This window comes from Pseudomonas sp. Pdm06 (genome assembly GCF_014851795.1).
Classification (GTDB): Bacteria; Pseudomonadota; Gammaproteobacteria; order Pseudomonadales; family Pseudomonadaceae; genus Aquipseudomonas; species Aquipseudomonas fluorescens_AA.
The window spans coordinates 145,756-172,211 of sequence record NZ_JACVAH010000002.1 but is presented as its reverse complement, the minus strand read 5'-3'; the positions used below and the strand labels follow the sequence as shown (position 1 = coordinate 172,211).

The following is a 26,456-nucleotide window of genomic DNA, read 5'->3' as shown; positions in this document are numbered from 1 at the left end:
AACGGGTACGCGCGACACCATTCGTAAAAAACAATAAAAGCAGGGAGTTAGCGATGACAGCTCAGGTTTCATCCCAAGCTGCGGAAACCATGGCAACCGTGGCCAATGAGGTGCTGGTCGACGTTCGCAATCACATTGGCCACTTGACCCTGAACCGCCCCGCCGGCCTCAATGCCCTCACCCTGGGCATGGTGCGCAGCTTGCAGCAACAACTCGATACTTGGGCACTCGACCCACACATTCGCGCCGTGGTGCTGCGTGGCGCGGGCGACAAAGCCTTCTGCGCCGGCGGTGATATCCGCTCGCTGTACGACAGCCACAAGCAGGGCGACACCCTGCATGAAGATTTCTTCGTCGAGGAATACGCCCTCGACCTGACGATCCACCATTACCGCAAACCGATCCTCGCCTTGATGGACGGCTTCGTGCTGGGCGGTGGCATGGGCCTGGTGCAAGGCGCCGACCTGCGGATCGTGACCGAACGCAGTCGCCTGGGCATGCCGGAAGTCGCCATCGGTTATTTCCCGGACGTGGGTGGCAGTTATTTCCTGCCGCGCATCCCTGGTGAGCTGGGGATCTACCTGGGGGTCAGCGGCGTACAGATCCGTGCCGCCGACGCGTTGTACTGTGGGTTGGCCGACTGGTATCTCGACAGCCGCAAACTCAAGCAGCTCGATGAGCGCCTCGATAGGCTGGAATGGCACGACACGCCGCTCAAAGACCTGCAAAGCCTGCTCGCCAAACTCGGCCAGCAACAACTCCCTGCGCCCCCCCTGGCCGATTTGCGGCCGGCCATTGACCATTTCTTTGCCCTGCCCGATGTGCCAAGCATGGTCGAGCAGTTGCGCCAGGTCACCGTCGTCAACAGCCACGAATGGGCGCTGAAGACCGCCGACGTGCTGGATAGCCGCTCGCCCCTGGCCATGGCCGTGACCCTGGAAATGCTGCGGCGCGGTCGGCATTTGAGCCTGGAAGACTGTTTTGCCCTGGAACTGCACCTGGACCGGCAATGGTTCGAACGCGGTGACCTGATCGAAGGCGTGCGCGCCTTGCTGATCGACAAAGACAAGAACCCGCGCTGGAACCCGCCGACCCTGGAGGCGCTGGACGCCGACCATGTGGCGAGTTTCTTCGACGGCTTCGACGACCACGGGAACTGAGCCATGCACGACCTCGAACTGACCGAAGAACAAGTGATGATCCGCGACATGGCCCGGGACTTCGCCCGTGGTGAAATCGCTCCCCATGCCCAGGCGTGGGAAAAGGCCGGCTGGATTGACGACGGCCTGGTGGCAAAGATGGGTGAACTGGGCCTGTTGGGGATGGTGGTACCGGAAGAATGGGGCGGCACCTACGTCGATTACGTGGCCTATGCCCTGGCGGTGGAGGAAATCTCCGCGGGTGACGGTGCCACCGGGGCGCTGATGAGCATCCACAACTCGGTGGGTTGCGGGCCGGTCCTGAATTTTGGCACCGATGAACAGAAACAGACCTGGCTGGCCGAGCTCGCCAGCGGCCAGGCCATTGGCTGTTTCTGCCTGACCGAGCCCCAGGCCGGTTCCGAAGCCCACAATCTGCGCACCCGGGCCGAACTGCGCGATGGCCAATGGGTCATCAACGGCGCCAAGCAGTTCGTCAGCAACGGCAAGCGGGCGAAACTGGCCATCGTGTTTGCAGTGACGGATCCGGAGCTGGGCAAAAAAGGCATTTCGGCGTTCCTGGTGCCCACGGATACGCCCGGGTTCATCGTCGATCGCACCGAACACAAGATGGGCATCCGCGCCTCGGACACCTGCGCGGTCACCTTGAGCAATTGCACCATCCCCGAGGCCAACCTGCTGGGCGCGCGTGGCAAAGGCTTGGCCATCGCTTTGTCCAACCTGGAAGGCGGTCGCATCGGCATCGCGGCGCAGGCCTTGGGTATTGCCCGCGCGGCGTTTGAAGCGGCGCTGGCCTACGCGCGCGATCGCGTCCAGTTCGACAAGCCAATCATCGAGCACCAGAGCATCGCCAACCTGCTGGCCGACATGCACACCCGCATCAACGCCACCCGCCTGCTCATCCTCCACGCCGCCCGCCTGCGCAGCGCCGGCAAGCCATGCCTGTCGGAAGCCTCCCAGGCCAAGCTGTTTGCCTCGGAAATGGCCGAGAAAGTCTGCTCCTCGGCCATACAGATCCACGGTGGGTACGGATACCTCGAGGATTACCCGGTAGAACGCTATTACCGCGATGCGCGGATCACCCAGATCTACGAAGGATCGAGCGAGATACAGCGGATGGTCATCGCCCGGGAACTCAAGCACTACCTGGTGTAACGACAGGCAAAGCATCGCGAGCAAGCCCGCTCCCACAGGGGCTGGTGGCGTATGCGAATGCTGCGTACACCTGAGATCCAGTGTGGGAGCGGGCTTGCTCGCGAAAGCGGTGGGTCAGTTACTTCTATGCTGGATGTGCCGACGCCTTCGCGGGCAAGCCCGCTCCCACAGGGGCTGGTGGCGTATGCAAATGCTGCGTACACCTGAGATCCAGTGTGGGAGCGGGCTTGCTCGCGAAAGCGGTGGGTCAGTTACTTCCATGCTGGATGTGCCGACGCCTTCGCGGGCAAGCCCGCTCCCACAGGGTTTGATGGCGGACACAGATGACGCGTACACCCCAAATCCACTGTGGGAGCGAGCTTGCTCGCGATGGCGTCAGTCGGAACGCTGCCTTACTTGTCCTGAAACTCCGCCGCGCGCTTGGCCACGAATGCCGCCATGCCTTCTTTCTGATCCTGCGTCGCGAATGCCGCGTGGAATACCCGGCGCTCGAAACGTACGCCTTCGGACAGGCTGACTTCAAACGCACGGTTGACGCTTTCCTTGACCATCATGCTGATGGGCACCGACTTGGAGGCGATCAACGCTGCGGTTTTCAGCGCATCGTCCAGCAGTTCATCGGCCGGCACGATCCGCGCAACGATGCCGCAGCGCTCGGCTTCTACCGCGTCGATGAAGCGCCCGGTCAGGCACATTTCCATGGCCTTGGCCTTGCCCACCGCCCGGGTCAGGCGCTGGGTGCCGCCCATGCCCGGCAGCACGCCGAGGTTGATTTCCGGCTGGCCGAACTTGGCATTGTCGCCGGCCAGGATGAAGTCGCACATCAACGCCAGCTCGCAGCCACCGCCCAAGGCAAAACCGTTCACCGCCGCGATGATCGGCTTGCGACGGTTGGCCACGCGGTCGCTGTCGCTGAACAGGTCGTCCAGGTAGATCTGCGGGTAGGTCAGCTCGGCCATTTCCTTGATGTCGGCACCGGCGGCAAAGGCTTTTTTCGAGCCTGTCAGCACGATGCAGCCGATCTTCGGATCCGCCTCCAGACTATCCAGCGCCTGGTTCAGCTCGCTGACGATCTGCGCATTCAAGGCGTTCAAGGCCTGGGGACGGTTGAGGGTGATCAGGCCGACGCGGTCCTTGATCTCCAATAAAATCGTTTCATAGCTCATGCAGGACTCCTGTTCAAAGATTGCGCGAAATGACCATGCGCTGAATGTCGCTGGTGCCTTCGTAGATCTGGCAGACCCGCACGTCGCGGTAGATGCGCTCCAGCGGGAAGTCGTTGAGGTAACCGTAACCGCCCAGGGTTTGCAACGCCATGGAGCAGACTTTTTCAGCCATTTCCGAAGCGAACAGCTTGGCCATGGACGCCTCCACCAGCGCCGGCTGGCCGCTGTCCCGCAGGGCGGCGGCGTAGTGCACCATTTGCCGGGCCACGGCGATCTGGGTCGCCATGTCGGCCAGGCGGAACGCCACGGCCTGGTGCTCGATGATCGGCTTGCCGAAACTGGAGCGCTCCCGGGCATAGTCCCGGGCCGCTTCGAACGCGGCCCGGGCCATGCCCACCGCTTGCGCCGCGATGCCCACCCGTCCGCCTTCCAGGTTCGCCAGGGCGATCTTGTAGCCCTCACCCTCCTCGCCCAGGCGATTGCCCACCGGCACCTTCACCTCTTCAAAAAGGATCTGGCAGGTGTCGGACGCATGCTGGCCGAGTTTGTCTTCGACCCGCGCCACACTGTAACCCGGCGAATCGGTCGGCACGATGAACGCACTGATGCCACGCTTGCCGGCGCTCGGATCGGTCACCGCAAACACAATGACCACCCCGGCGTTCTGCCCGGAGGTGATGAACTGCTTGCAACCGTTGAGTACGTAATGATCGCCCTCCAAACGCGCCCGCGTCTTCAGGCTGCTGGCGTCCGAACCGGCCTGGGGCTCGGTCAGGGCAAACGCACCGAGCATTGCGCCGCTGGCCAGGGGCGTGAGGAATTTCGCCTTCTGCTCATCGTTGCCGAACTTGAGGATCGGCACGCAGCCCACCGAGTTGTGCACACTCATGATGGTCGAGCAGGCGCCATCGCCAGCGGCGATTTCCTCCAGGGTCATCGCATAAGCCAGGTAACCGGTGTCACAGCCGCCCCACTGTTCCGGCACCAGCATGCCGAAAAAGCCCAGCTCGGCCATTTCAGCGATGGCTTCCCGGGGGAAACGGTGCTCGCGGTCCCATTCGGCGGCGAACGGTTTCAGGCGGTCCTGGGCGAACTGCCGGGCCATGTCGCGGATCTGGGTCTGTTCTTCAGTCGGGAGCATGGTGATTCCTTAATACAGGCATTCAACGGCCATGGCCGTGGCTTCGCCGCCGCCGATGCAAATAGCCGCGACGCCGCGCTTCAAGCCTTTCTGGCGCAGGGCCGACAGCAGGGTCACCAGGATCCGCGCGCCAGACGCGCCAATCGGGTGGCCCAGCGCACAGGCGCCGCCGTGAACGTTGACCTTGTCATGGGCGATTTCCAGCTTGTCCATGGTCACCAGCCCTACCACGGCAAAGGCTTCGTTGACTTCGAACAGGTCGACTTGGTCCAGCGACCAACCGGTCTTTTGCATCAGTTTCTTCACGGCACCAATCGGCGCGGTGGGAAACAGGCTCGGGGTATCGGCAAACGCGGCATGACCGTGGATCACCGCCAAAGGCTTGAGCCCGCGCTGCACCGCTTGGCTCTGGCGCATCAGCACCAGGGCAGCGGCGCCATCGGAAATGGAGCTGGAGTTGGCCGCCGTCACCGTGCCGCCCTCGCGGAACGCCGGCTTGAGCGAGGCGATCTTGTCGATCCGCGCTTTGGGTGGCTGCTCGTCGTGGCGAATGGTCACTTGTTCCTTGCCGACCATGACCTGCAACGGCACGATCTCGGCGTCGAAACTGCCGTCCTCGATCGCCTGCTGGGCGCGGGTGGTGGACGCAATGGCGAAGGCGTCCTGGGCCTCGCGACCCAGGCCATTGGCCTCGGCGCAATCTTCGGCGAAGGTGCCCATCAGCCGACCTTTGTCGTAGGCGTCTTCCAGGCCATCGAGAAACATGTGGTCAAGCACCCGGCCATGGCCCATGCGGTAACCGCCGCGGGCGCGGTCCAGCAGGTACGGGGCGTTGGACATGCTCTCCATGCCGCCGGCCACCACCACCTCGGCACTGCCGGCGATGAGCATGTCATGGGCCAGGATCGCCGCTTCCATGCCCGAACCGCACATCTTGTTGAGTGTGGTGCAGCGGGTCGACTTGTCGAGCCCGGCGCCCAGCGCGGCCTGACGTGCCGGTGCCTGGCCCAGGCCAGCGGCGAGCACGCAACCGAACAGCACCTCTTCAACCGCACCCGGCGCGATACCGGCACGCTCCACGGCGGCCTTGATAGCGGCGGCACCCAGTTGTGGCGCGGTGAGGCTTTTCAGTTCGCCCTGGAAACCGCCCATGGGGGTGCGGACAGCGCTGACGATGACAATAGGATCGTTGGACATCATGAATCCTCCTTGCTTATTTGGCTGCCATACGCAAGGCACCGTCGAGACGGATTACCTCACCGTTGAGCATGCTGTTCTCAATGATATGCCTGACCAGCGCCGCGTACTCGGAAGGTTTCCCAAGGCGCGGTGGAAACGGCACGCCGGCAGCCAGGGAATCACGCACCTCGGGCGTCATGCCGGCCATCATCGGGGTTTCGAAAATCCCCGGAGCAATGGTCATCACCCGGATACCGAAGCGCGCCAGCTCACGAGCGGCCGGCAACGTGAGGCTGGCGATGGCGCCTTTGGAGGCCGCGTAGGCGGCCTGGCCGATCTGGCCGTCGAAGGCCGCTACCGAAGCTGTATTGATGATCACGCCACGTTCGCCGTCGGCGTTGGCCTCGGTTTCGGCAATGGCCGCAGCCGCCAGGCGCAGCAAGTTGAAGCTGCCGATCAGGTTGACGTTGATCACCTGGCTGAAACTGTCCAGCGCGTGGGGGCCGTTCTTGCCGAGGATTTTTTCGCCGCGCACGATACCGGCGCAATTCACCAGGCCATTCAGGCCGCCGAACGCATCGACCGCGGCCTTGACCGCCGCTTCAGCCGCCGCTTCGTTGCTGATATCGGCCACCACGCTCTGGCAACCCAGCTTTTGCGCCTGGGCGGCCACGGCGTCGGCGTTGAGGTCCACCAGCATCACATTGGCGCCGGCCTTGACCAGCATGTCAGCAGTGGCCGCGCCGAGGCCGGAAGCACCGCCGCTGACGAGGAAAATCTTGTTGTCGATCTGCATCATGGTTTCCTTGGGGTCAAGCTGAAACGTTCTGCGCCGCGGCCTCTTGAGCTTTGGCGATTTCCTGGTTGCGCAAGATAAAGCGCTGCAACTTGCCACTTGGGGTTTTCGGCAAGTCGCTGACAAACTCGATTTCACGGGGATAGGCATGGGCCGCCAGGCGCTTGCGCACATGCAGGCGCAATTCCTCGGCCAGCTCCGGTGAGGCGCGATATTGGGTGGCGAGCACCACGAAGGCCTTCACCAACTCGGTGCGCTCCGGATCGGGCTTGCCGATCACCGCCGTTTCCACCACGGCCGGGTGTTCGATCAGCGCGCTTTCCACGTCGAACGGACCGACCCGGTAGCCGGAAGTGGTGATCACGTCGTCGCTGCGGCCAACGAAGCTGATGCTGCCATCCGGATTCAGCTCCACGGTGTCGCCGCTCAAGTAGTAGTCGCCAACGAAGGCCTTGGTCGGCGCGCCTTCGTAACCAGCGAACCAGCACATGGGCGACTGGCTGCGGTCCACCGCGAGAATGCCCGGCTGGCCCACGCCCAGCTCGCGCTGGTCTTCATCCAATACCACGATCCGGTGGCCCGGCGAGGCGAAACCGGCCGCGCCCAGGTGCACCGGGTGATCCAGCCCGTGGTGGTTGCACAGCACCATGCCCAGTTCGGTCTGGCCGTAATGGTCGTGGATCACCACGTTCAAGTTGTCGGCGAACCAACGGATCACCTCTGGGTTCAATGGCTCACCAGCGCTGCTGACGATGCGCAGCTTGCCCTTGATCGAGCGGGCAAACTGCTCGCCCCCGGCGATCAACAGGCGATAGGCCGTGGGCGAGCCGGTCAGGTTGGTGATGCCGTACTTGTTGATGATCCGGCAGGTGCTTTCCAGGGTGAACGGGCCATCGTAGAAGGTAATCGGATGCCCCATGGCCAGCGGCCCGGTCACGCCAAAATAAATGCCGTAGGCCCAACCGGGGTCGGCGACGTTCCAGAAGGCGTCTTCAGGGCGCAGGTCCACCGCGTCACGGGTGTAGCTCTGGAACGCCACGATGGCCTTGAGCGGCACCGACAGCGCCTTGGCGGGTCCCGTGGTGCCGGAGGTGAACATCAGTAAAAACGGATCTTCGCCAGTGAGCATCAGCGGTTCGCACTGGCTGGACTGGTTCGCCACTTCGGCCCAGAAACTGTAGTCGCTCCGCACGATGCCTTGGCCCTTTTCGCCACCGACCGTGACGATGGTGGGGCAACCGGCGACTTCATTGAGCTTGGGACGGTTGACGGCGTCGGTCACGACGATCCGCGCGCCCGAGCTGCCGAGGCGATGCTCGATGGCCTTGGGCCCGAACGCAGTGAACAGCGGTTGATACACCGCACCGATACGCCAGGTGGCGAGTACGACGATCAAGAGTTCCGCGGTGCGCGGCAGCAGGCCGGCCACTCTATCGCCCTTGCCGACGCCTTGGGCGCGCAGGAAGTTAGCGAACCGTGCGGCATTGTCCTGCAAGTCGCGGTAAGTCCAGGTGGCTTCGCTGCCGTCACGGCCCTCCCAGAACAAGGCGATGCGACCCGGCAACGCATGCCGGTCGCAACACTCGACACAGGCATTGAGCGCCTCGAGCGAGCCGTGCAGCGCGGCGTTGACGGTGTGCTGGTAATCGAACTGTGACGTGGCGGACGAATAATCGCGCATGACCAGAATCCCTCTGTACTTTTTATTGGCTGGGGGAACCGTGAAGAGCAGGCAAATACTCGCGCCGAAGGGCGGTGGCGGCAATGGTCAAAGCCATCAAGTTGCTTGACTGGTTTGGCCATGGTTCGAGGGATGTGTTGCCAGTCGAGCCCCTGTGGCGAGGGAGCTTGCTCCCGCTGGGCTTGTGTAGGAGCTGCCGAAGGCTGCGATCTTTTGATCTTTCGCTTGAGATTCAAGTGTCTGGGGAAAGATCGCAGCCTCGTTGCACTCGACAGCTCCTACACAGCTCCTACGGGGCGCAGCCCAGCGGGAGCAAGCTCCCTCGCCACGAGGAATTTTCAGCCACTACAAAGGATGCGCCCATGTGAATGAATAAACCTTCTCCGGCGCCGGGGACTGGCAGCGCTGGTTGTCCGCGTCAGGCCCCACCAGGAACCACTCGGCCCGCGAGGTATCGCCGACCCGGCGCGCCTTTTGCGGGTCGTAGCAGCGCGCCAGGTCCCGCGCGGGCACCAAGGCAAAGGCCTGGGGGTGGCCGCGTAGCCAGGTGACGGATCGCTCCAGGGACTGGCGGTCATGAAAGCCAAAATGCACGATAGGCTGCTGGGCGAACAGCCAATGCCCCTCGCGCCACCCGACGAGCACCAACTCGGCATTTGAAGTCAGCCCCGCGACATCACGCATCAAGGTCTGGTGGGGGTTGATGCCTTCCCTGTAGGGCTCGATGAAGCCGCGCACAAACCAGGCGCACAACCACACCACCGTCAACCCGGCGAATACCACCCTGCCCCTCGGACGCCGGCTGAACCAGCGGTGCAGCATCCATGACACAAGCGGTGCCACCAGCAGGATCAAGGCCGGCAACGCGGGAAAGATATACAGCTTGCGCTTGCCACTGCTCAGGCTGAAGAACAACAGCACCAGCACCACCCACCCCAGCAGCACCAGCACGCGACCATCCTGCTTGAGCAACTGCCTGCGCCAGGCCGGCACCAGCCATGGCAGCATGAAAAAGATCGGCAGCCAGTATTTCGGAATCACCTGGACGAAGAAATACCAGAAGGGTTCGCGGTGCTCCCAGGCATTGGCATAACGCCCCGCCGTCTGCTTGAGCAGGATTTCCTGGGCGTACGCCAGGCTGTCGGGGCTGCCCTGCCACACGATCAGCAGCAACGGCCCAAGCCACAGCGCGATGGCTGCCAGCGCCACGACCAGCCCCAGCCACCAGGCACCTGCCTTGCCCGGCATGGACACCAGGCCTTTCCACCCTCGACGCACCCCATAGGCGTAGGGAATCAGCATCAACACCGGCAGAAAACCCACGCCTTTGCTGATGACCCCCAGCCCCATCGCCGCACAGGCGACGTAATACCAGCGCCACGCCGGGCCGAGCATCAAATGCCGGCACAAGCCATAGATCCCCAGACTGGTCCAGAGTGCAAGAAAACCATCGATCTGCCCGGTGCGCAGGATGCTGTAGGTCTGGTAGGTGGCGAGAAACAGAAGCGCGGCGATCCCCCCCACGCGTCGCCCCCACAAGCGCCGGCCCAGGTCATACAGGCATGCGGTGGTGACGGCGCCGGCCAACAGCGCGGGCAGGTACAGGGCGACTTTCGGCAGGTGGGTCAATTGCACGAACGAGGCCACCGCCCACATGAACAACGGCGGCTTGTCGGCGTAGATTTCCCCAGCGCGATGGGGAATGAACCATGAGCCGTTCTGCAGCATCTCCAGGGCAACGCCGAGGAAGCGCTCTTCATCGACGTTCATCGGTTGGCGCCAACCCAGGCCGGCGCCCACCATGATCAAGGCTAATGCCACAAGCGCCAGAAGCTCCAGTCGCGAGGAAGACAATCGTATCCGCACCGTCTCAGCCCTTCTCGGCCAGTTCGCGGTTTTCCTGCTCGTGATGCTTGGCGATCAACTGCAAATTACGCAGGTAAACGATGAAGCCGAAGGACTGGCCGACAATGAACACCGGGTCTTCGCGGTAGATGGCATAGGCCAGCAACAGCGCGCTGCCGACGATGCTCAAGTACCAGAAACCCACGGGTATCACGCTGCGCTTCTTGTACTCGCTGTACAGCCATTGCAGGGCAAAACGCCCGGTGAAGGCCAACTGGCCGCCGAAGCCAACGGCCAGCCATATCGATTCTCTGCCCATGTCACACCTCGGTTTCTTGTGCGTTGATATCCAGGCGGGTGCGTCTTATCAACCACCACACCCCGAATAGATCGACAATGCCCACCAGCGCCCGGTCGAGGTTGCCGTAGTTGGACACCCCGGCCCCACGCTCACGGTGATTCACCGGATGAACCAGCATCCGGCCGTTGTGCCGACGGATCAGCGCCGGAATGAAGCGATGCATGTGATCGAAATACGGCAGGCGCAGAAACGCCTCGCGCTCGATCAACTTGATGCCGCAACCGGTATCGGGCGTCTGGTCCTTGAGCAGGCTGGCCCGCAGTTTGTTGGCGAACCGCGAGGCCCAACGCTTGCTCGCCGTGTCCCGGCGGTTGACGCGATGCCCCGCCACCAGCTTGACACCGGCGGGCGTCCCCTCCGAACCGCGCACCAGGTCGAGCATCTTTGGCAGGTCGGCCGGGTCGTTCTGCCCGTCGCCATCGAGGGTTGCCAACCAATGCCCGCGGGCCACTTCAGCCGCGTGGTAGATCGACGTACTCTGCCCGAGGGAACGGGCATGGCTGAGCACCCGCAACTGGCGATAGCCACTGCCTTGCAACGCCCGCAGTTGCGCGGCAGTGGCGTCAGTGCTGCCATCGTCGACCACGATGACTTCGAAGGCCTCGTCCACCAGCGCCGCCCGCACTTCTTCCAACAGTGGAATGAGGTTGCCGGCTTCATTCTTTGCCGGAATCAGGACCGACACATAAAGGGTTTCGTGCATGACGCTCCAGTAAAAAAGCTGAGGGGTTAAACGCGGTAATACGCGCGGTACCAATCGACAAACGACTGCACGCCGACGGGCACCGAGACCTGCGGGCGAAACCCGATGTGTTCCTCCAGCTCGCGCGTGTCCGCCCACGTGTCGACCACGTCACCCGGTTGCAACGGCAAGAAATGCTTGATCGCCGGAATGCCCAGGGCCTCCTCCAGGCACTCGACAAACTGCAAGAGCTTCACCGGAGCGCCGAAGCCGATGTTGTAGAGTTTGTGGCGCACGCCTGTTTCATTGGCCGGCGGCCGCGGCAACAACCGCACCAGGCCTTCGACGATGTCGTCGATGTAGGTGAAATCCCGCGACATCGCGCCGTCGTTGTAGAGATCAATGGCGCTACCGTTGAGGATGGCGTCGGTGAATTTGAACGGCGCCATGTCGGGCCGCCCCCACGGTCCATACACGGTGAAAAACCGCAGGCCGGTGGTGGGAATCCCGTAGAGATGCGAGTAAGCGTGGGCCATCAGCTCATTGGCGCGCTTGGTTGCCGCATAAAAAGACACGGGCTGATCCACCGGATCGGTCGTGGCATAGGGCAACTGGTCGTTCAAGCCATACACCGAGCTGCTCGAGGCGAACACCAGGTGCGCCGGCCGGTGGGCACGGCAGGCTTCCAACACGTTGAGGAACCCCACCAGGTTGCTTTGCGCATACAGGTCGGGATTATCGATGGAATAGCGCACGCCAGCCTGAGCTGCCAAGTGGACGACGTACTCGAATGGGGTTTTCGCAAATACATCCAGCAGCGCCTGCTTGTCGGCCACGTCCAGCCGCAAGAAGCGGAAGTTGCTGTATTCGGCCAACAACGCCAGCCGTGCCTGCTTCAGTTCGACGCTGTAGTAACTGTTGAGGTTGTCGATGCCGATGACCTGATGGCCCTCGCTGCACAACCGCCTGGCGGTATGAAACCCGATGAACCCAGCAGCACCGGTGACCAGTACGCTCATACGCAGCCCAAAACGGTCACTTGCATACATTACCCTGATGGATGGCCCGGCTTTTCCGGCGCCTGCACAGGCTTGTATCAAAGAAAAATGACGGTTTTATGAGCGTGCCAGCTTGCCAGGCGAAAGTCCCTGTGGGAGCGAGCTTGCTCGCGATGAGGGTATGGCAGTCAATGACGAGGCGACTGAACCACCGCTATCGCGAGCAAGCTCGCTCCCACAGGGGGATTGGGTAGGCACAAGACCCGGTGGATCAATCAGGGTCGTTGAGAATCAGGCTGCGATAATGCCCCGGGTTGGACCCGGACCATTTGCGAAACGCCTTGTAGAAGGAACTGGCATCGGCAAAACCCAGGCGCGAGGCGATTTCGACGAAACTGATGGACGGCTCGGCCAGCCAGGTGATCGCCAGATCCTTGCGCACGCTGTCCTTGAGGCCTTGGTAAGTCTGGCCCTCCTCCGCCAGGCGTCGGCGCAGGGTCGAGGCGGACACGCACAGCTGCTGGGCCAGGGCCTCGGTTTCCGGCCACCGTTCGGCGGGCAGTTGCCGCAGGTCGTGCCGGATACGGCTGGCCAGGCTTTGCGGGTCGCGGTATTTGACCAGGATGTTGGCCGGAGCCCGGGCCAGGAAGCGCTTGAGCTCGTCAGCGTTGCGCCGGATGGGCAGGTCGAGGCATTCGGCGGCGAAAATCATCCGGGTGCGCGGCCGGCCAAAGCGCAGGTTCTGGGAGAACATCACCCGGTAGTCGTCGCAGAAATCCGGCGCCGGGCAGCGCAGTTCGACAGACAGGATGGGAATGCGCCGTCCCGCCAGCCAGCAGGCGACGCCATGGACGATCATCCAGTAAGTGAAGTAGGTAAAGGCTCGGCGCGGCGCCTGGTCGTCTTCCAGCAGCACGATCTCCGCCAGGCTTTGCTGGCGCGCCCACTGGGCCGGCAGGTGTTCGAGCATCAGCGACAGAAACCCCAGCCCCGCCGTCAAGCCGCTCGCCAGCGTGGGCTGGGCCATGGCGCACTGACAGAGAAACGCCAGGCTGCCGGACTTGAGCTTGCGCGGGTCCATGCCGAAAAACTCGTCATCCAGGCGCTGGGCCAGCAAACGCCAGAGCCGCGCATAGGCATGGGCCGGGACCCGCGCCAGGGGATCGTCGAGCAGCGTCGGGTCTATGCCGACCTTGCTCAAGACCTCATCGGTAGCAGCCCCGGGCGCGCAGCTTTGCAGCAACGCCTCACGCACCAGCTGGATGGAGATGGTGTCTTTTTCCGACATGGCGCGGGTGTTCACAGGATCCGGTAAAGCAGCCGTTCTATCCGCACCCGGCTGACCCGTTTCAGGAACCTGGCCACGGCCTCGGGGTAATCCGGCAGGGTTTCCAGGTCCAGGTAACGCTCGATCCGACGGGTGTGGCGGTAGATCCGCTCAAGCTCGGCCTGGCGCGGCGCTAGCAGCTCGCCCTTGGGGTCGTCCAGCAACAGCGCGTTTTCCAGGTCCAGGCGAAAGGCCCGCGGATTGAGGTTGTTGCCGGTCAGCAAGGTGTAGCGCTCGTCGACCCACATGCCCTTGAGGTGATAGGTGTTGTCCCCGTCACGCCACAGGTGCAGGTTCAATTGGCCACTGTCGATCGCGTGCTGATGCCGTTTGGCGAAGCGTCGCAGGCTGATTTCGTAGAGGTATGGCAGTGCCGCGATGATCTTGAACGGTTCGCTTGGCGGAATGTAGAAGTCGTTGGCGGTCTTGTCGCCGACGATGATGTCGATCTTGACCCCGCGGGCCAGGGCGCGGTTGAGCTCCCGGGTCACGGCCAGGGGCAGGTTGAAATACGGGGTACAGATGGTCAGTTGCTGGCGGCTGCTGGCGATCAGTTCACCGATCACCCGGCTCAGGGGATTGTTCTTGCCCACGCCCAGCAACGGGCTCACCGACAGACCGCTCTTGTCGAGGCTGCCGACGCTGGTGTCATAGGTCGCGTATTTGAGACGGCTGCGCAAGTCACCGATGTCTTTGCGCAAACTGCGGGTGCTGGGCAGGTTCGGCAGGTCCAGGCGATGCACGGCCCTTGAGGTGATCAGGCCATGTTGCACCAGGTGATGCATCGAGTCGGCCAGTGCCGTGTTCTGCAGCAAGTGATAGCGGTCGTAGCGATATTTGTCGAACTTGTGCAGGTAGACGTTATTCAGGCTCGCGCCGCTGTAGAGCACACAGTCATCAATGACGAAACCTTTCAAATGCAACACACCGAACAGTTCGCGGGTCTGCACCGGCACGCCGTAGATCGGCACTTCGCTGGCATGGGTGCGGGTCTGTTCCTGGTACCACGCCGAGTTGCCCGGCTGCTTCTTGGCGCCAATCAGCCCACGCTGGGCCCGCAACCAGTCCACGACGACGACCACGTCCAGTTCCGGACGCGCCGCTTTGGCGGCATGCAGGGCATCGAGAATTTCCTGGCCGGCCTCGTCCTGTTGCAGGTACAGGGCGACGATGTAGATGCGCTGGGTGGCCTGGGCGATTTTCTCCAGCAGGCAACGGCGGAATTGGGCAGCACCATCGAGGATGGTCACCGCATCGGCGGTCAGTGCAAAGCTGCGCAGCTTGGGCAGCAGGGAGCGTTTGAAGAGCGACGGCATAGGGCTCGCAAAAAGGTCGATTCCGAAGAACGGATGAGCTTACACCATGGATGGGTTCGGGTCTTCCTGTCATCAAGAAAAAAACAACTTGACCAAGGAGAACGATCATTCTACTTTTACCCCATGAACGAAATCACTGGTAATGAAACACGAGACATCATCCTCGATGTCGCCGAAAAGTTGATCTATAGAAGTGGCATTGCCGCCACCGGCATGGATCTTTTGGTGAAAACCGCCGGCGTCTCCAGGAAAAGTGTCTATCGCTACTTCGCCAACAAGGACGACCTGATCGTGGCCGCCCTCAAGCGGCGGGACGAGCGTTGGATGCACTGGTTCAGCAGCGAAGTGGACAAGGCACCCACACCGACGGCGCGGCTGTTCAATTTGTTCACCGTGCTCAAGGGCTGGTTCGACAGCGAAGGTTTTCGCGGTTGTGCCTTCATCAACACCAGCGGCGAAACCGGCGATCCACAGGATCCGGTCCGCCAGGTGGCGAAGATGCACAAACAGAAGTTGCTCGATTACGTGACTCGGCTGTGCGTCGAACAAGGCGTCGAAAATCCGGACGCCCTGGCCCGCCAGCTACTGATTCTGATCGACGGCGCCATTACCGTGGCGCTGGTCATGGGCGACCACAGCGCAGCTGACCACGCCCAGGACATGCTGAAGATGTTGCTACACACCTGACCGTTGAACCCTGCATCATTCATCAACTCATTGGAGATTCGCCATGTCTGCCTCTTCTGAAGTTCGTCCGCCACTGCCGCCGTTCACCCGTGAATCGGCGATCGAGAAAGTTCGCCTGGCCGAAGACGGCTGGAACTCTCGCGACCCGCAAAAAGTATCCCTGGCCTACACGCTGGACACCCAATGGCGTAACCGCGCCGAATTCGCGCACAACCGCGAAGAAGCCAAGGCGTTCCTGACCCGCAAGTGGGCCAAGGAATTGGATTACCGACTGATCAAGGAACTCTGGGCCTTCACCGATAACCGCATCGCGGTGCGCTACGCCTACGAATGGCACGACGACTCGGGCAACTGGTTCCGTTCCTACGGCAACGAAAACTGGGAGTTCGACGAGCAAGGCCTGATGTACAACCGCTACGCTTGCATCAACGACATGCCGATCAAGGAAAGCGAGCGCAAGTTCCACTGGCCACTGGGCCGCCGGCCGGATGATCATCCTGGGTTGTCCGAGTTGGGGTTGTAACCCTCTCGACTGAACCACCGCAATCGCGAGCAAGCTCGCTCCCACAGGAGATCGAGGTCAGGCACAGCATTTGTGTGCGCTGAAATCCAAATGTGGGAGCGAGCTTGCTCGCGATGACGGCGGCAAATCCAACAGGTGTGCAAACTGACCCACCGCTATCGCGAGCGAGCTCGCTCCCACAGTACAGCCGCCAGACCAGCGGCCCCGCCAACAGGCTTGACCCACATGCCGCCAGGCATCACATTGCCTGGGCTGGCGATAAGCTCGCTGTTTCGTTGTGCAGCAGACTTTGTGGAGCCCATGACCGCGTCGATCCCGATCCGTCCCCCCTGCCCGCCCGGCGTCTGCGATTGCGGGCGTGATGCCTTGTTGCAAGCGCCTGGCAGCGACCTGCGCATCCTGTGCCTGAATCGCCAGGAAGAAAAACGCCTGCTCGAACGCCTGGAGAACATCCAGAGCCTCGACGAACTCCAGCGCCTGCAACAGCGCCTGTATGAAAACCTGGGGATCCGCCTGCGCGTCGAGCCCGGCTACAACGAAGTGCGGACCATGCGCGGCATCGCCATCGAATTCCAGGACCAGCCCGGCCTGTGCCGCAAGATTCGCCAGTCGATTCCCGCCGCCATCCGCCGCGGCCTGGAAAAACGCCCCGAGATCGCCTGGCGACTGCTGGATGCCCACGATCTATTTCGCGATACCTGAACCAGGCAGCTCCTTCCCTGGAGCGGCACATCGGCCTAGAAATCCACCGTTGCGGACAGCAGGTAGGTGCGCGGGGTGGACAACGTCAAGCCCGGTTCACTGTCATCCGACGCGCCGGCCGAACTCCAGTAGCGCTTGTCTGCCACGTTTTCGATGTTGGCCCGCAGGGTGATGTGTTTTTCGTCGACCTTGAACCCATAGCGAGCCCCCACGTCGAAACGTGTCCAGGCATCGATTTCCTTGGTGTTGGACTGGTCCAGGTACTGCGAGCTGGAATAGATGCCGCGACTGGTCAGGGTCAGGCCCTGTACCGTTGGCACGTCCCATTCGGCGCCGAGGTTGACGTTGTACTTCGGCGTGGCCGGTGCGCGGTTGCCATCGAAGGTGCTGTCGGTGGTGTCAGTCAGCTCACTGTCGATGAACATCACGCCGCCGAGCAGACGGGTTCCCTTCAGCGGTTCGCCGAACACACTCAACTCCACGCCGGTGTTTTCGCGCTTGCCGTTCGGCCCGAAGACACGTGTCGTGGCGTCGGTCGCATAGGCAGGCTGCTTGATTCGGAACACGGCGGCAGTGACGGCGAATGGGCCAGCGTCATACTTGGCGCCCACTTCGACCTGGCGGCTGATGAACGGCGGGAAAATCTCATCCTCGTTCACCGACGTCGATGGCGCGATCTTGCCCTGGCTCAGGCCTTCCATGTAGTTGGCATACAGCGACAGCTTGTCAGTCGCCTTGAACAGGATCCCGCCCGACGGCGAAACCTTTTCCTCATCGTAGGCGGTGTCACCCTTGACGTTATTCGCCCAGTCATCAACCTTCACCCGCTGCCAGCGAGCGCCGAGGGTCAGCAGCAAGCGATCCTCGAACAGCCCCAGGGTGTCGGACAAGGCCACGCCGCTGAAGCGGTTCTCGGTATAGACCTTGTCGTCCTGCCGGGTCGGGTTGCTCGGCGTCGGGGTCTGTACCGGGTCATACAGGTTGCTGCGACCGTTGGCGTAACGGGCGCCGCCATTTTCGAAGTCCATGTAGAAATAACTGGCCGCCAGGTTGACCTCATGACTCACCGGACCGGTATGGAACCAATTGCGCACTCCGGCCGTGGCCGTCCGGACATTTTCCTCCCGGGTAAAGTCACGGGGCTGGACGGTGAAGTCGCCCGCGTCGTTGGTGACCGAAACGTTGTGCCGAAGGAAGTCGTGGTCGCTTTTGCGCGCGCCGACACCGCCATACAACATCACTGAATCGCTGACATCGAACTCAGCGTTCACCGTGCCGAAGGTGTCCTGGGTGCGCGCCTTGCTCCACGATTGGGCGTAGTTGTCGCGCACGTCGCTGGCGTGGGGGATCTGGGCATTGGCACCGACCTGCACGCGTTCCTGGGGCGCGTCGGTGTTGCGTTCGGTGTGGCCGATGTCCGTCGAGAGCCGCAGGCGTTCACCGCGAAAATCCAGGCCCAGCACCGCCATCTCGCGGTCCACGCTCTGGTGATCCCATTCCGTGTCGCCCGCCTGCTTCACACCATTGAAACGAATACCGAACTTGTCTTCTTCACCAAAGCGCCGACCGACATCCACCGCCCCGCCAAGCTGGTTATTGGAGGCATAGCTGCCGGTGAACGAGGTGATGGGCTTGTCGGTGGCGCGTTTGGGCACCACATTGATCCCGCCCCCCACGCTGCCCCGCGGCGAGATACCGTTGATGAGCTGGCTCGGTCCCTTGAGGATGTCGACGCGTTCGGCCATCTCCATGTCGATCGTGTACGTCGGCAGGATGCCGTAGAGACCGTTGTAGGCGACATCGCTGTTGAACAGGCTGAAACCGCGGATGGTGAACTGCTCAAAGCGTCCGCCCGCCGGGTTGGTGGTGCGGACCGAGGGGTCGCTGGCGATCAGGTCGCCCAGGGTGCGCGCCTGCTGGTTCTTGACCGTCTGGCTGGTGTAGGTGGTCATGCTGAACGGCGTTTCCATGAAGTCCCGCGAGCCCAGCAGGCCTTGCGAACCACGCCGTGCCACCTGGCCGCCGGCGTACACCGGGCTGTCCGTCGACGCCGTGGCGCCGAGAATCGAGGTGGGCGCCAGTTGCAAGCTGCCGCCTTCTGGCGCCGGCATCAGGATGTAGGCCTGCTCCCCCACCGGCTGCAACTGCAGGCCCGAACCCCGCAACAGCCGGGCAAACCCCTCTTCCACCCCGAACTCCCCCGAAAGCCCGGCGCTGTCGCGCCCGCTCACCAAGGCCGGATCCACCGAAAGGTTGACCCCCGCCAACCCGGCAAACCGAGTCAACGCCGCGCTGAGGCTGCCGGCCGGCACCTGATAGCTGCGACGGGCGGCCTCTTCGGCCAGGCTTGATGACATGAAAAATGGGCTGGCACCCAGGCTCAGCATGAGGCTCAGGTTCAACAGCGGACGCCGGCCGGCGAAGGCCGGGCGCAAACGCAAAGGTACAACTGCGGACATTGGAAAGCGCTCTCGTTTTTGTTCAGTTGCCTTGAATGACAAGCGAGACAAAAAAAGGGGACAGGCCTCAGGCCTAATGCCAGTCAGTCAAGCCTCTAACCCGTGGGAGCAAAGCTTGCTCGCGATTGCGGTGAGCCAGTCGACAACGCCATTGACGGGGCTGCCGCCATCGCGAGCAAGCTTTGCTCCCACAGGTTTTGTGTCGTGTGATCCTTAACTGACTGGCATTAGGCCTCAGGCCAGATTTTTGCGAAGCGTCAACGTGACCCAGTAACGGGTGCGCATGTGCACCTCCAGCGGCAGGCTGGCCGCCAGCAGCGCGAGGATTCGATCGGTGTTGTCCAGGCGGAAGCTGCCGGTGATTCGCAGCGGTTCCAGGGTTTCGTCCCAACGCAGCACGCCGGGGCGATAGCGGCTCAGTTCCCGCAGGAAATGCCCCAGCGGCTGGTCCTGCGCCACCAGTACCCCGTCACGCCAGCCCAGCTGTGCCACGTCGAACGCCCGCACCGGCCCCGCGCCTGCGGCCTGGACGTTGACCTGCTGGCCCTCTTCCAGACTCAGCGATGGTCCGCGCAAGGGTTGCAGGTACGCCGAACCGCTGACCACCGACACCCGGCAGTCGCCCTCGCCCAAGTGCAGGCAGACTTCGCCACGATGGATCGTGACGAGCCCATAGGGTGACTGAATGGACAGCGGCGTGCTCCCGGCGAGTTTGAGGGCCATCTCACCGCGCAGCAGCACCAGGCGCCGGGCCTTGAGGTCCAGGTCGACGGCGCTGTCGGTGTTCAGTTGCAGCACACTGCCATCGACCAGCGACCAGCGCCGTTGCTCGCCCGTGGCGGTGTGCAAATCAGCGCGCCAGGCCTCCAGCGGCAGTTCCCGCCCCAGCAGCCAGGCGGTCGGGACCAACGCGGCGACGCCCAATGCACGCTTGAGCACCGCGCGCCGGGCCAGCGCCGGACGATCCAGGGTTGCCATGCCCAGGGCCGCGGGCACCCCGGCAAAACGCTGGCGCAATCGCTGGGCCTTCTGCCAGGCCGCCTCGTGGTGAGCGCTACTGTCGCGCCAGCGTTGCAGGGCCGCCGAGTCGAATGCATCCCCGTCGAACTCCATCAGGGTCAACCAACGGGCAGCCGCCCGTGCCGCTTCACGAGCCTCGGGTGATGGCGCCGAAGGCATCAGAAGTCCACCAACAGGCAATGCTCATAGGCCTGGGCCATGTAGCGCTTCACGGTGCGCTCGGACACTTGCAGGCGCTCGGCGATCTCGCGATAGCCCAGGCCTTCGAGCTGGCTCCATAAAAAAGCCCGCCGCACCAAGGGCGGCAGGCCATCCAGCAATTCGTCCAGGGCTTGCAGGGTTTCCAGCAGCAGCCAACGCTGTTCCGGAGACGGTGCGCAGGCTTCAGGCAAGTTCGCCAAAGCGTCTAGATACGCCTGTTCCAGATTGCGGCGGGTATAGAAATTGCTCAGCAGGCGTTTGCCGACGGTCAGCAGATAGGCCCGGGGCTCTTGCAGGTCCGTCAAGGTCTGGGAACTGGCAAGCACCCGCAGGAAGGTATCCTGGCGCAGGTCCGCCGCATCCCAGGCATTGCCCATGCGCCGTCGCAACCAACCTTCCAGCCAACTCCCGTGGTCACGGTACAACGCATGGAGGGATTGCTCCGTCGGCGTAACTGCATCACACATGTCCAGAAGCCTGCGCAAAGTCTTAAATGAGACTGATTCTAATTAATGTTCGCGCAGGAATCCAAGTTGTTTATGCAAAGTGAGTCTAGAAACAGGATGCAAGCCCCCTCCCCTGTGGGAGCGAGCTTGCTCGCGATGCAGGCGACTCGGGGTGCAAGTTGCTACCGAGGCGCGGCTATCGCGGGCAAGCCTTGCTCCCACAAAGCTCGCTCCCACAGTCAGGTCTTTGCACGCAGTGCGATCAGTGACTGGCGTGCAAGGTCTTCGGCACTTCCGGCATGGCCGAAGAGTGGTGGTTGATGATCTTCCACTGGCCATCGAGGCGCTCATAGAGGAAGGTGTAGCGCGCCTGGACCTCACGCTTGGAACCATCGGCCTGGGTGAGTGTGAAGGTATAGACACCACTGTCCATCGCCGCGTCGGGCCCCAGGTGACGGATTTCCCGGTAGTTGATTTGTCCGACTGGTTTGGCGGCCAGGAAATGCTCGAAGTAGTCCTGGATCTGCGCCGGCGTGTTGCGCACCTTGTTGGAGACGGTCGGTTGCAAAATCGCATCCGGGGCATAGAGGCCGGTCACGGCGGTGGCGCTACCGGTTTGCAGCGCGGCGTTCCAACGATCGAACAGGGCAGCGATTTCCCGGTCATTCACGTTCTTGGGCTGCTCGGCCACTGTGCGATACACGTAGGGTGTGACCTCGACAGCCTGGACAAGCGGCGCACTCAGCAGGAAAAAAGCAGCGATGGCACAGGTTTTCATTTTCATCGGAAAGCTCCTTTGGGTTTCAATGAGCCCACTTTGCCGACCTTCCCGGCTCTCGCCATCGGCCAACCGGTGCCAATTGCCTATGCCATTCGGCAGATAGGCCCGGTGCCGGTGACACGGTCTAATGGCGTCACCGCGAACCGTCCAATCTTTTTCCATGCTGGAGCTCCCCATGCAAAGCCCGCCCCATGATCCCGGCAGCGCCCTGGCCATCCGCAGTCAGTATCGCCAGTCGCAAAGCCGTGCCGCGCGCCTGGGCCTGCTGCTGGGCACCGGCCACGAGCTGACGCAGTTGCCACTGCCGGCCATGCGTCAGCGTGCGCTGCAACGGGCGTGCGCCTTCATGGCGATGGACCACGGCCTGCTGCTGGAATGGGCGCCGGACCACACGCTGCGCACCCTCGCCAGCCACGGGAGCGCGGAACGGGTCGACTTCCTCGCCAACCTGGCCCAGCCGCAAACGCCCGGCCCGAATTGGCTGGAATCCCCCGGCAGCGCCCTGCCCCAGGTCTTGCGCATTCCACTGCGCACCTCCGATGGCGTGACGTTCGGGGCGTTGTTGCTGGGCAACAGCGTCGCCCTCGGCGCGCCGGACAACGAAGACATCGAGTCGCTGCAATTGCTGGCGACGCTGTTGGCGGCGCACCTGGAGAACAGCCGCCTGGTCGAAGCACTACAGGCCCGCGAGCGGACCATGTCCGAGCTGGTCCACCGTTTGTTCAGCGCCCAGGAAGACGAACGCAAGCGCGTGGCCTACGACCTGCACGACGGCCTGGCGCAGAACCTGGCCGGTTTGCACCAGCGCTTGCAGGGCTTCGCCGGTCGTTGCCCGTCGCTGGCACCGGCGCTGGCGAGCGAGTTGCAGTCCATCCTCGACCTGGCCCAAGGCTGCGTCGGCGAGGGCCGGCAACTGATCGGTGGCCTGCGCCCCCACGTGCTGGATGATTTCGGCCTGTACAAAGCCGTCGACAAGGAGGCCGACCGCCTGCGTGACGCGGGCCTGACCGTGAGCTGGGCCGAACACAGCAGCGCGCGCCTGCCGGGCAACACCGAGATCGCCCTGTTTCGCATTGCCCAGGAAGGCATCAACAACATTCTCAAGCACGCCCAGGCCCGTCATGTGGGCCTGGGGCTGGCGGTGGAAGATGGCCACGCCAGCCTGCGGGTAGAAGACGATGGCCGTGGCTTTGCCCTGGAGCAACCCATCGAGACCAACGGCAGTTGCCACCTGGGGCTGGCCGCCATGCAGGAACGCGCCAACCTGCTGGGCGGCCACCTGGCCTGTCGCAGCCAACCCGGCGGCGGCACCCGCCTGCTGGCCAGCGTGCCGCTACCCACCGCTGGAGTACAGCCATGAACCGTCCTTTGCGCCTGCTGCTGGCCGATGACCACGAAGTCACCCGCACCGGGTTTATCAGCATGCTCGCCGACAGCCCGGGGTTCGAGGTCGTCGGCCAGGCCCGCGACGGCCAGGAGGCCCTCGACCTGTGCGAGCGGCTACAACCGGACATCGCGATTCTCGACATCCGCATGCCCGTCCTCAACGGCCTGGGCGCGGCGCGGATCCTGCAGCAGCGCCAGCCCGGGATCAAAGTGGTGATCTTCACCATGGATGACAGCCCCGACCACCTCGAAGCCGCCATCGGTGCGGGCGCGGTCGGCTACCTGCTCAAGGATGCCAGCCGCGATGAGGTGCTCGACGCCCTCAAACGGGTCGCCCAGGGCGACGAGGCGCTGAACAGTTCAGTCAGCGCGCGCCTGCTGCGCCGCATGACCGAGCGCGGTGCCAGTGGCGCTCCCCAGGTCCAGGCCCTGACCGCCCGTGAGCGCCAGGTATTGGGGCTGGTGGCCGGCGGCTTCAGCAATCGTGAAATCGGTGAAAAGCTGGGTATCGCACCCGGCACGGCCAAGGCCCACGTCGAGCGCGTCATCGGCAAACTGGGTGCCGCCGACCGGACCCAGGCCGCTGTGCGCGGCGTGGCCCTGGGGCTGGTGGCGCAACCCGCCGGGCAATGGCCATGAGGTTTCTCGCCGCCCGCCGCTGGGCCGACCTGCCGTTGCGGGGCAAGGCCCTGGTGGTGATTTCCCTGCCCCTGGTGGTCCTGCTGCTGTCGCTGGTGCTGATCTATATCACCGAACGGCAGACCGCACGGGCCGAGGAGGATGTGCGCCGGGTACTGCTCGTCCAGGGTGACATCCAGACGGTCCATACCTTGCTGGCCGAAGCGGCGGCCAGCGTGCGCGGTTACCTGCTGACCCGGCGCGAAGATTTCCTGCCCAGCTACGAACAAGCCACGCCGCTGATCCATGCGGCGTTGCAGCGCCTGGACCACAACATTCGCGATGCCAGAATGCGCGAGCACCTCAAGACCATCACCCCGCTGATCGCCGACAAACTCGACGGTTTGCTCGCCTTGCGCAACGGCAAGCGTGACGACCCCGAGGCCATCACCGCGATCCTGATCGAAAACAAGCAGGTGCTGGACGTGCTGCGCGAGCAGATCAGCGCGATGCGCATACGCGAGGATGGCCTGCTCGCCGAGCGCAGCGCCGCCGCCTCGGCCACGCGCATGCGCCTGTTGTTCGCCACGTTGCTGGCGGCGGTGTGCGGTTTGCTGGGGGCCATTGTCGCGGTGCTGTTTCTATCCAAAGGCATCGTCGCCCGGGTCCAGCAGGTGCAAGGCAACGCCCAGCGCCTGGCCCTGGGCCAACCGTTGTTGCCGCAACCGCCAGAGCAGGACGAAATCGGCCAGCTCGGCACGCGGCTGGTGGAGGCCGGGCAGTTACTCGCCGAACGCGAGCGGGCCCTGCGCGATAACGAGGAACGCTTGCGGCTGATCATCGACGGGGTGAAGGACTACGGGATCTTCGCGCTGGATGCCCAGGGCTACGTCACCACCTGGAATGCCGGCGCGCAGCGGATCAAGGGCTACACCGAGCAGGAAATCCTAGGCCAGCACTTCTCCCTGTTCTACTTGCCCGAAGAATGCCCGGCGCACCCGGACATGGCCCTGCGCGAAGCCACCCGCGACGGCCATTACATGGAGGAAGGCTGGCGTTGCCGCAAGGACGGCAGCCGTTTCTGGGCCAGCGTGGTCATCACCGCCCAGTACGATGGCACGGGTGCCTTGCGCGGCTTCTCCAAGATCACCCGCGACATCACCGACCGGCGCGCCGCCGAAATCGCCCTGCGCACCGCCCGAGAAGAAGCGGAAAGCGCCAGCCGGGCCAAGAGCGAATTCCTTTCGCGCATGAGCCACGAACTGCGCACGCCACTGAACGCCATCCTGGGTTTCGCTCAACTGCTGGACATGGACTCCACCGCCGGCCAGCGCCCCCAGGTCAGCCACATCCTGCGGGCCGGCCAGCACTTGCTGGCGTTGATCAACGAGGTGTTGGACATCGCCCGGATCGAGGCCGGACGCCTGCCCCTGAACATCGAGCCGATCCCCCTGGCGACGGTGCTGCACGAAGCCTTGACGCTGGTTTCACCCATGGCCGCCGACGCCGGTATCCACTTGATCGACCTGCCTGCATTGCCAGACGACAGCGGTGTGCTTGCCGACCGCCAACGCCTGGTGCAGGTACTGCTCAACCTGTTGTCCAACGCCATCAAGTACAACCGGCCCGGCGGCGAGGTGCGCATCGAAGTGAGCGTCCAGGCCCACCAGGTGAGCATCGCCGTCCACGATACCGGCCATGGCATCGCCCCTGAACAACTGGGCCAGTTATTCAAGCCCTTCGAACGCCTGGGCGCCGACCCGCAGGTCGAAGGCACCGGCCTTGGCTTGTCGTTGAGCAAGAACCTGCTGGAGATGATGCAGGGCAACCTGCAGGTCCACAGTGAACCCGGGCACGGCTGCTGTTTTACCCTGCAACTGCCCGCCATCCAGGTGATCGGCACGCACTTGCCGCCCATCGCCGCCCTGGCCGTGACGCGCGCCCCCGTGGATTACCACGGCAAAATCCTCTGCATTGAAGACAACCTGTCGAGCCTGGCGTTGATCGAGACCCTGATGCAGCGCCGTCCCGGCATCCAGCTGTTATCGAGCATGCAAGGCCAGATGGGCCTGGACCTCGCCCGCCAGCACTCGCCACAACTGATCCTGCTGGACGTCACCCTGCCGGACCTGGAAGGCCTGGAGGTCTTGCGGCGCCTGCGCCAATCCCCGGCCACCGCGGCCACGCCGGTACTGATGATCACTGCCGATGCCAGCGACCTGACCCATCGTGCCCTGCGCGACGCCGGGGCCACGGCGATCCTGACCAAACCTATCCATATCCAGGCCTTTCTCGGCCACCTCGAGCACTATCTACCGGAGCCCGCATGAATCGCGACTTGCGCATTCTGATCGTCGACGATCAGCGCCCCAACCTGGACCTGATGGAGCAACTGCTGGCCCGCGAAGGGCTGCACAATGTACTGAGCAGCACCGAACCCTTGCGTACGCTCGACCTGTTCAACAGCTTCGAGCCGGACCTGGTCATCCTCGACCTGCACATGCCGGCATTCGACGGTTTTGCCGTGCTGGAACAACTGAACCGGCGCATCCCGGCCAACGACTACTTGCCGATCCTGGTCCTGACCGCCGACGCGACCCGCGACACCCGCCTGCGGGCCCTGGCCCTCGGCGCCCGGGACTTCATCAGCAAACCCCTGGATGCCTTGGAAACCATGCTGCGCATCTGGAACCTGCTGGAAACCCGGGCGCTCTATAAAGCATTGCGCGAGTTGATCCCGTCCCAGCAGATCGAACTGTTGCGCCAGCACCGTCCCGCCGCCGACCCGGTCTAGTCTGGCGGCCGTTTCATCGAGGCCATCGAAGC

At 63.3% G+C, this 26,456-nt stretch carries 24 protein-coding genes; 9 read left to right on the top strand and 15 right to left on the bottom strand.

What is annotated here, in order from left to right; genetic code table 11:
* The first annotated feature begins 53 nt into the window (after window positions 1-53).
* Together IB266_RS03950 and IB266_RS03945 are read left to right on the top strand one after the other, a co-directional pair.
* Window positions 54-1,160 (top strand): enoyl-CoA hydratase/isomerase family protein, encoded by a 1,107-nt coding sequence (locus tag IB266_RS03950; RefSeq protein WP_192260239.1) that lies wholly within the window; start codon window positions 54-56, stop codon window positions 1,158-1,160.
* A 3-nt stretch (window positions 1,161-1,163) separates the two neighbouring features.
* Complete coding sequence (locus IB266_RS03945; protein WP_092326671.1) at window positions 1,164-2,315, top strand: acyl-CoA dehydrogenase family protein; 1,152 nt, start codon at window positions 1,164-1,166, stop codon at window positions 2,313-2,315.
* Between the two features lie 392 nt (window positions 2,316-2,707).
* Here IB266_RS03945 and IB266_RS03940 read toward each other — a convergent pair whose 3' ends face one another.
* The 11 genes from IB266_RS03940 to pssA form a co-directional block, all read right to left on the bottom strand.
* Complete coding sequence (locus IB266_RS03940; protein WP_024617255.1) at window positions 2,708-3,481, bottom strand: enoyl-CoA hydratase; 774 nt, start codon at window positions 3,479-3,481, stop codon at window positions 2,708-2,710.
* Window positions 3,482-3,494: 13 nt separating this feature from the next.
* Window positions 3,495-4,622 (bottom strand): acyl-CoA dehydrogenase, encoded by a 1,128-nt coding sequence (locus IB266_RS03935; protein WP_192260238.1) that lies wholly within the window; start codon window positions 4,620-4,622, stop codon window positions 3,495-3,497.
* A 9-nt stretch (window positions 4,623-4,631) separates the two neighbouring features.
* Window positions 4,632-5,819: an acetyl-CoA C-acyltransferase gene (locus IB266_RS03930; RefSeq protein WP_192260237.1), complete on the bottom strand. Its 1,188-nt coding sequence runs from the start codon at window positions 5,817-5,819 to the stop codon at window positions 4,632-4,634.
* 16 nt (window positions 5,820-5,835) lie between these two features.
* Entirely contained in the window at window positions 5,836-6,597 is a 762-nt protein-coding gene (locus IB266_RS03925; RefSeq protein ID WP_192260236.1) for an SDR family NAD(P)-dependent oxidoreductase, read from the bottom strand.
* 16 nt (window positions 6,598-6,613) lie between these two features.
* Window positions 6,614-8,278, bottom strand: coding sequence for an AMP-binding protein (locus IB266_RS03920; protein ID WP_192260235.1), 1,665 nt, complete (start codon window positions 8,276-8,278; stop codon window positions 6,614-6,616).
* A 345-nt stretch (window positions 8,279-8,623) separates the two neighbouring features.
* Window positions 8,624-10,081: an ArnT family glycosyltransferase gene (locus IB266_RS03915; RefSeq protein ID WP_192260515.1), complete on the bottom strand. Its 1,458-nt coding sequence runs from the start codon at window positions 10,079-10,081 to the stop codon at window positions 8,624-8,626.
* Window positions 10,082-10,148: 67 nt separating this feature from the next.
* The gene (locus IB266_RS03910; RefSeq protein WP_092199589.1) at window positions 10,149-10,442 is read right to left on the bottom strand and encodes a lipid-A-disaccharide synthase N-terminal domain-containing protein; all 294 of its coding nucleotides are present in this window, start codon (window positions 10,440-10,442) and stop codon (window positions 10,149-10,151) included.
* Between the two features lies 1 nt (window position 10,443).
* Window positions 10,444-11,187 (bottom strand): glycosyltransferase family 2 protein, encoded by a 744-nt coding sequence (locus IB266_RS03905; RefSeq protein WP_092164465.1) that lies wholly within the window; start codon window positions 11,185-11,187, stop codon window positions 10,444-10,446.
* Between the two features lie 26 nt (window positions 11,188-11,213).
* Window positions 11,214-12,185, bottom strand: coding sequence for an NAD-dependent epimerase (locus IB266_RS03900; RefSeq protein WP_192260234.1), 972 nt, complete (start codon window positions 12,183-12,185; stop codon window positions 11,214-11,216).
* A gap of 250 nt (window positions 12,186-12,435) precedes the next feature.
* Window positions 12,436-13,452: an AraC family transcriptional regulator gene (locus tag IB266_RS03895; RefSeq protein ID WP_192260514.1), complete on the bottom strand. Its 1,017-nt coding sequence runs from the start codon at window positions 13,450-13,452 to the stop codon at window positions 12,436-12,438.
* Between the two features lie 11 nt (window positions 13,453-13,463).
* On the bottom strand, window positions 13,464-14,807 hold the full coding sequence (gene pssA, locus IB266_RS03890) for a CDP-diacylglycerol--serine O-phosphatidyltransferase (RefSeq protein ID WP_060742287.1): 1,344 nt from the start codon (window positions 14,805-14,807) through the stop codon (window positions 13,464-13,466).
* A gap of 123 nt (window positions 14,808-14,930) precedes the next feature.
* Here pssA and IB266_RS03885 point away from each other — a divergent pair, with 123 nt between their 5' ends.
* The 3 genes from IB266_RS03885 to IB266_RS03875 all read left to right on the top strand — a co-directional run bounded on the left by IB266_RS03885 (window position 14,931) and on the right by IB266_RS03875 (window position 16,719).
* Window positions 14,931-15,494 (top strand): TetR/AcrR family transcriptional regulator, encoded by a 564-nt coding sequence (locus IB266_RS03885; RefSeq protein ID WP_192260233.1) that lies wholly within the window; start codon window positions 14,931-14,933, stop codon window positions 15,492-15,494.
* 43 nt (window positions 15,495-15,537) lie between these two features.
* Window positions 15,538-16,017 (top strand): DUF1348 family protein, encoded by a 480-nt coding sequence (locus tag IB266_RS03880; RefSeq protein ID WP_060742285.1) that lies wholly within the window; start codon window positions 15,538-15,540, stop codon window positions 16,015-16,017.
* A gap of 300 nt (window positions 16,018-16,317) precedes the next feature.
* The gene (locus tag IB266_RS03875; RefSeq protein ID WP_192260232.1) at window positions 16,318-16,719 is read left to right on the top strand and encodes a hypothetical protein; all 402 of its coding nucleotides are present in this window, start codon (window positions 16,318-16,320) and stop codon (window positions 16,717-16,719) included.
* A 35-nt stretch (window positions 16,720-16,754) separates the two neighbouring features.
* Here the strand turns inward: IB266_RS03875 and IB266_RS03870 are convergent, their stop codons facing one another.
* The 4 genes from IB266_RS03870 to IB266_RS03855 form a co-directional block, all read right to left on the bottom strand.
* Window positions 16,755-19,178: a TonB-dependent receptor gene (locus tag IB266_RS03870; protein WP_192260231.1), complete on the bottom strand. Its 2,424-nt coding sequence runs from the start codon at window positions 19,176-19,178 to the stop codon at window positions 16,755-16,757.
* 234 nt (window positions 19,179-19,412) lie between these two features.
* Window positions 19,413-20,357, bottom strand: coding sequence for a FecR domain-containing protein (locus IB266_RS03865; RefSeq protein ID WP_192260230.1), 945 nt, complete (start codon window positions 20,355-20,357; stop codon window positions 19,413-19,415).
* Entirely contained in the window at window positions 20,357-20,866 is a 510-nt protein-coding gene (locus IB266_RS03860; RefSeq protein WP_192260229.1) for a sigma-70 family RNA polymerase sigma factor, read from the bottom strand. Before IB266_RS03860 ends, IB266_RS03865 begins: the two co-directional genes overlap by 1 nt.
* A gap of 241 nt (window positions 20,867-21,107) precedes the next feature.
* The gene (locus tag IB266_RS03855) at window positions 21,108-21,629 is read right to left on the bottom strand and encodes an SgcJ/EcaC family oxidoreductase (RefSeq protein WP_060742280.1); all 522 of its coding nucleotides are present in this window, start codon (window positions 21,627-21,629) and stop codon (window positions 21,108-21,110) included.
* A 172-nt stretch (window positions 21,630-21,801) separates the two neighbouring features.
* Here IB266_RS03855 and IB266_RS03850 point away from each other — a divergent pair, with 172 nt between their 5' ends.
* The 4 genes from IB266_RS03850 to IB266_RS03835 are packed head-to-tail and all read left to right on the top strand — an operon-like array spanning window position 21,802 to window position 26,424.
* Window positions 21,802-22,986 carry a sensor histidine kinase gene (locus IB266_RS03850; protein WP_192260228.1) on the top strand — a complete coding sequence of 395 codons (1,185 nt, stop codon included), beginning with the start codon at window positions 21,802-21,804 and terminating at the stop codon, window positions 22,984-22,986.
* Entirely contained in the window at window positions 22,983-23,651 is a 669-nt protein-coding gene (locus IB266_RS03845; RefSeq protein ID WP_192260227.1) for a response regulator, read from the top strand. Before IB266_RS03850 ends, IB266_RS03845 begins: the two co-directional genes overlap by 4 nt.
* Window positions 23,648-25,960, top strand: coding sequence for an ATP-binding protein (locus IB266_RS03840; protein WP_192260226.1), 2,313 nt, complete (start codon window positions 23,648-23,650; stop codon window positions 25,958-25,960). The genes IB266_RS03845 and IB266_RS03840 overlap by 4 nt, the downstream gene beginning before the upstream one ends.
* The gene (locus tag IB266_RS03835) at window positions 25,957-26,424 is read left to right on the top strand and encodes a response regulator (RefSeq protein ID WP_092164443.1); all 468 of its coding nucleotides are present in this window, start codon (window positions 25,957-25,959) and stop codon (window positions 26,422-26,424) included. The genes IB266_RS03840 and IB266_RS03835 overlap by 4 nt, the downstream gene beginning before the upstream one ends.
* The last annotated feature ends 32 nt before the right edge of the window (window positions 26,425-26,456 follow it).

Coding starts and splice junctions, on each gene's coding strand:
- IB266_RS03950 (WP_192260239.1), top strand. CDS start 54: ATGACAGCTCAGGTTTCATCCCAAGCTGCGGAAACCATGGCAACCGTG.
- IB266_RS03945 (WP_092326671.1), top strand. CDS start 1,164: ATGCACGACCTCGAACTGACCGAAGAACAAGTGATGATCCGCGACATG.
- IB266_RS03940 (WP_024617255.1), bottom strand. CDS start 3,481: ATGAGCTATGAAACGATTTTATTGGAGATCAAGGACCGCGTCGGCCTG.
- IB266_RS03935 (WP_192260238.1), bottom strand. CDS start 4,622: ATGCTCCCGACTGAAGAACAGACCCAGATCCGCGACATGGCCCGGCAG.
- IB266_RS03930 (WP_192260237.1), bottom strand. CDS start 5,819: ATGTCCAACGATCCTATTGTCATCGTCAGCGCTGTCCGCACCCCCATG.
- IB266_RS03925 (WP_192260236.1), bottom strand. CDS start 6,597: ATGCAGATCGACAACAAGATTTTCCTCGTCAGCGGCGGTGCTTCCGGC.
- IB266_RS03920 (WP_192260235.1), bottom strand. CDS start 8,278: ATGCGCGATTATTCGTCCGCCACGTCACAGTTCGATTACCAGCACACC.
- IB266_RS03915 (WP_192260515.1), bottom strand. CDS start 10,081: ATGGTGGGCGCCGGCCTGGGTTGGCGCCAACCGATGAACGTCGATGAA.
- IB266_RS03910 (WP_092199589.1), bottom strand. CDS start 10,442: ATGGGCAGAGAATCGATATGGCTGGCCGTTGGCTTCGGCGGCCAGTTG.
- IB266_RS03905 (WP_092164465.1), bottom strand. CDS start 11,187: ATGCACGAAACCCTTTATGTGTCGGTCCTGATTCCGGCAAAGAATGAA.
- IB266_RS03900 (WP_192260234.1), bottom strand. CDS start 12,185: ATGAGCGTACTGGTCACCGGTGCTGCTGGGTTCATCGGGTTTCATACC.
- IB266_RS03895 (WP_192260514.1), bottom strand. CDS start 13,452: ATGTCGGAAAAAGACACCATCTCCATCCAGCTGGTGCGTGAGGCGTTG.
- pssA (WP_060742287.1), bottom strand. CDS start 14,807: ATGCCGTCGCTCTTCAAACGCTCCCTGCTGCCCAAGCTGCGCAGCTTT.
- IB266_RS03885 (WP_192260233.1), top strand. CDS start 14,931: ATGAACGAAATCACTGGTAATGAAACACGAGACATCATCCTCGATGTC.
- IB266_RS03880 (WP_060742285.1), top strand. CDS start 15,538: ATGTCTGCCTCTTCTGAAGTTCGTCCGCCACTGCCGCCGTTCACCCGT.
- IB266_RS03875 (WP_192260232.1), top strand. CDS start 16,318: ATGACCGCGTCGATCCCGATCCGTCCCCCCTGCCCGCCCGGCGTCTGC.
- IB266_RS03870 (WP_192260231.1), bottom strand. CDS start 19,178: ATGTCCGCAGTTGTACCTTTGCGTTTGCGCCCGGCCTTCGCCGGCCGG.
- IB266_RS03865 (WP_192260230.1), bottom strand. CDS start 20,357: ATGCCTTCGGCGCCATCACCCGAGGCTCGTGAAGCGGCACGGGCGGCT.
- IB266_RS03860 (WP_192260229.1), bottom strand. CDS start 20,866: ATGTGTGATGCAGTTACGCCGACGGAGCAATCCCTCCATGCGTTGTAC.
- IB266_RS03855 (WP_060742280.1), bottom strand. CDS start 21,629: ATGAAAATGAAAACCTGTGCCATCGCTGCTTTTTTCCTGCTGAGTGCG.
- IB266_RS03850 (WP_192260228.1), top strand. CDS start 21,802: ATGCAAAGCCCGCCCCATGATCCCGGCAGCGCCCTGGCCATCCGCAGT.
- IB266_RS03845 (WP_192260227.1), top strand. CDS start 22,983: ATGAACCGTCCTTTGCGCCTGCTGCTGGCCGATGACCACGAAGTCACC.
- IB266_RS03840 (WP_192260226.1), top strand. CDS start 23,648: ATGAGGTTTCTCGCCGCCCGCCGCTGGGCCGACCTGCCGTTGCGGGGC.
- IB266_RS03835 (WP_092164443.1), top strand. CDS start 25,957: ATGAATCGCGACTTGCGCATTCTGATCGTCGACGATCAGCGCCCCAAC.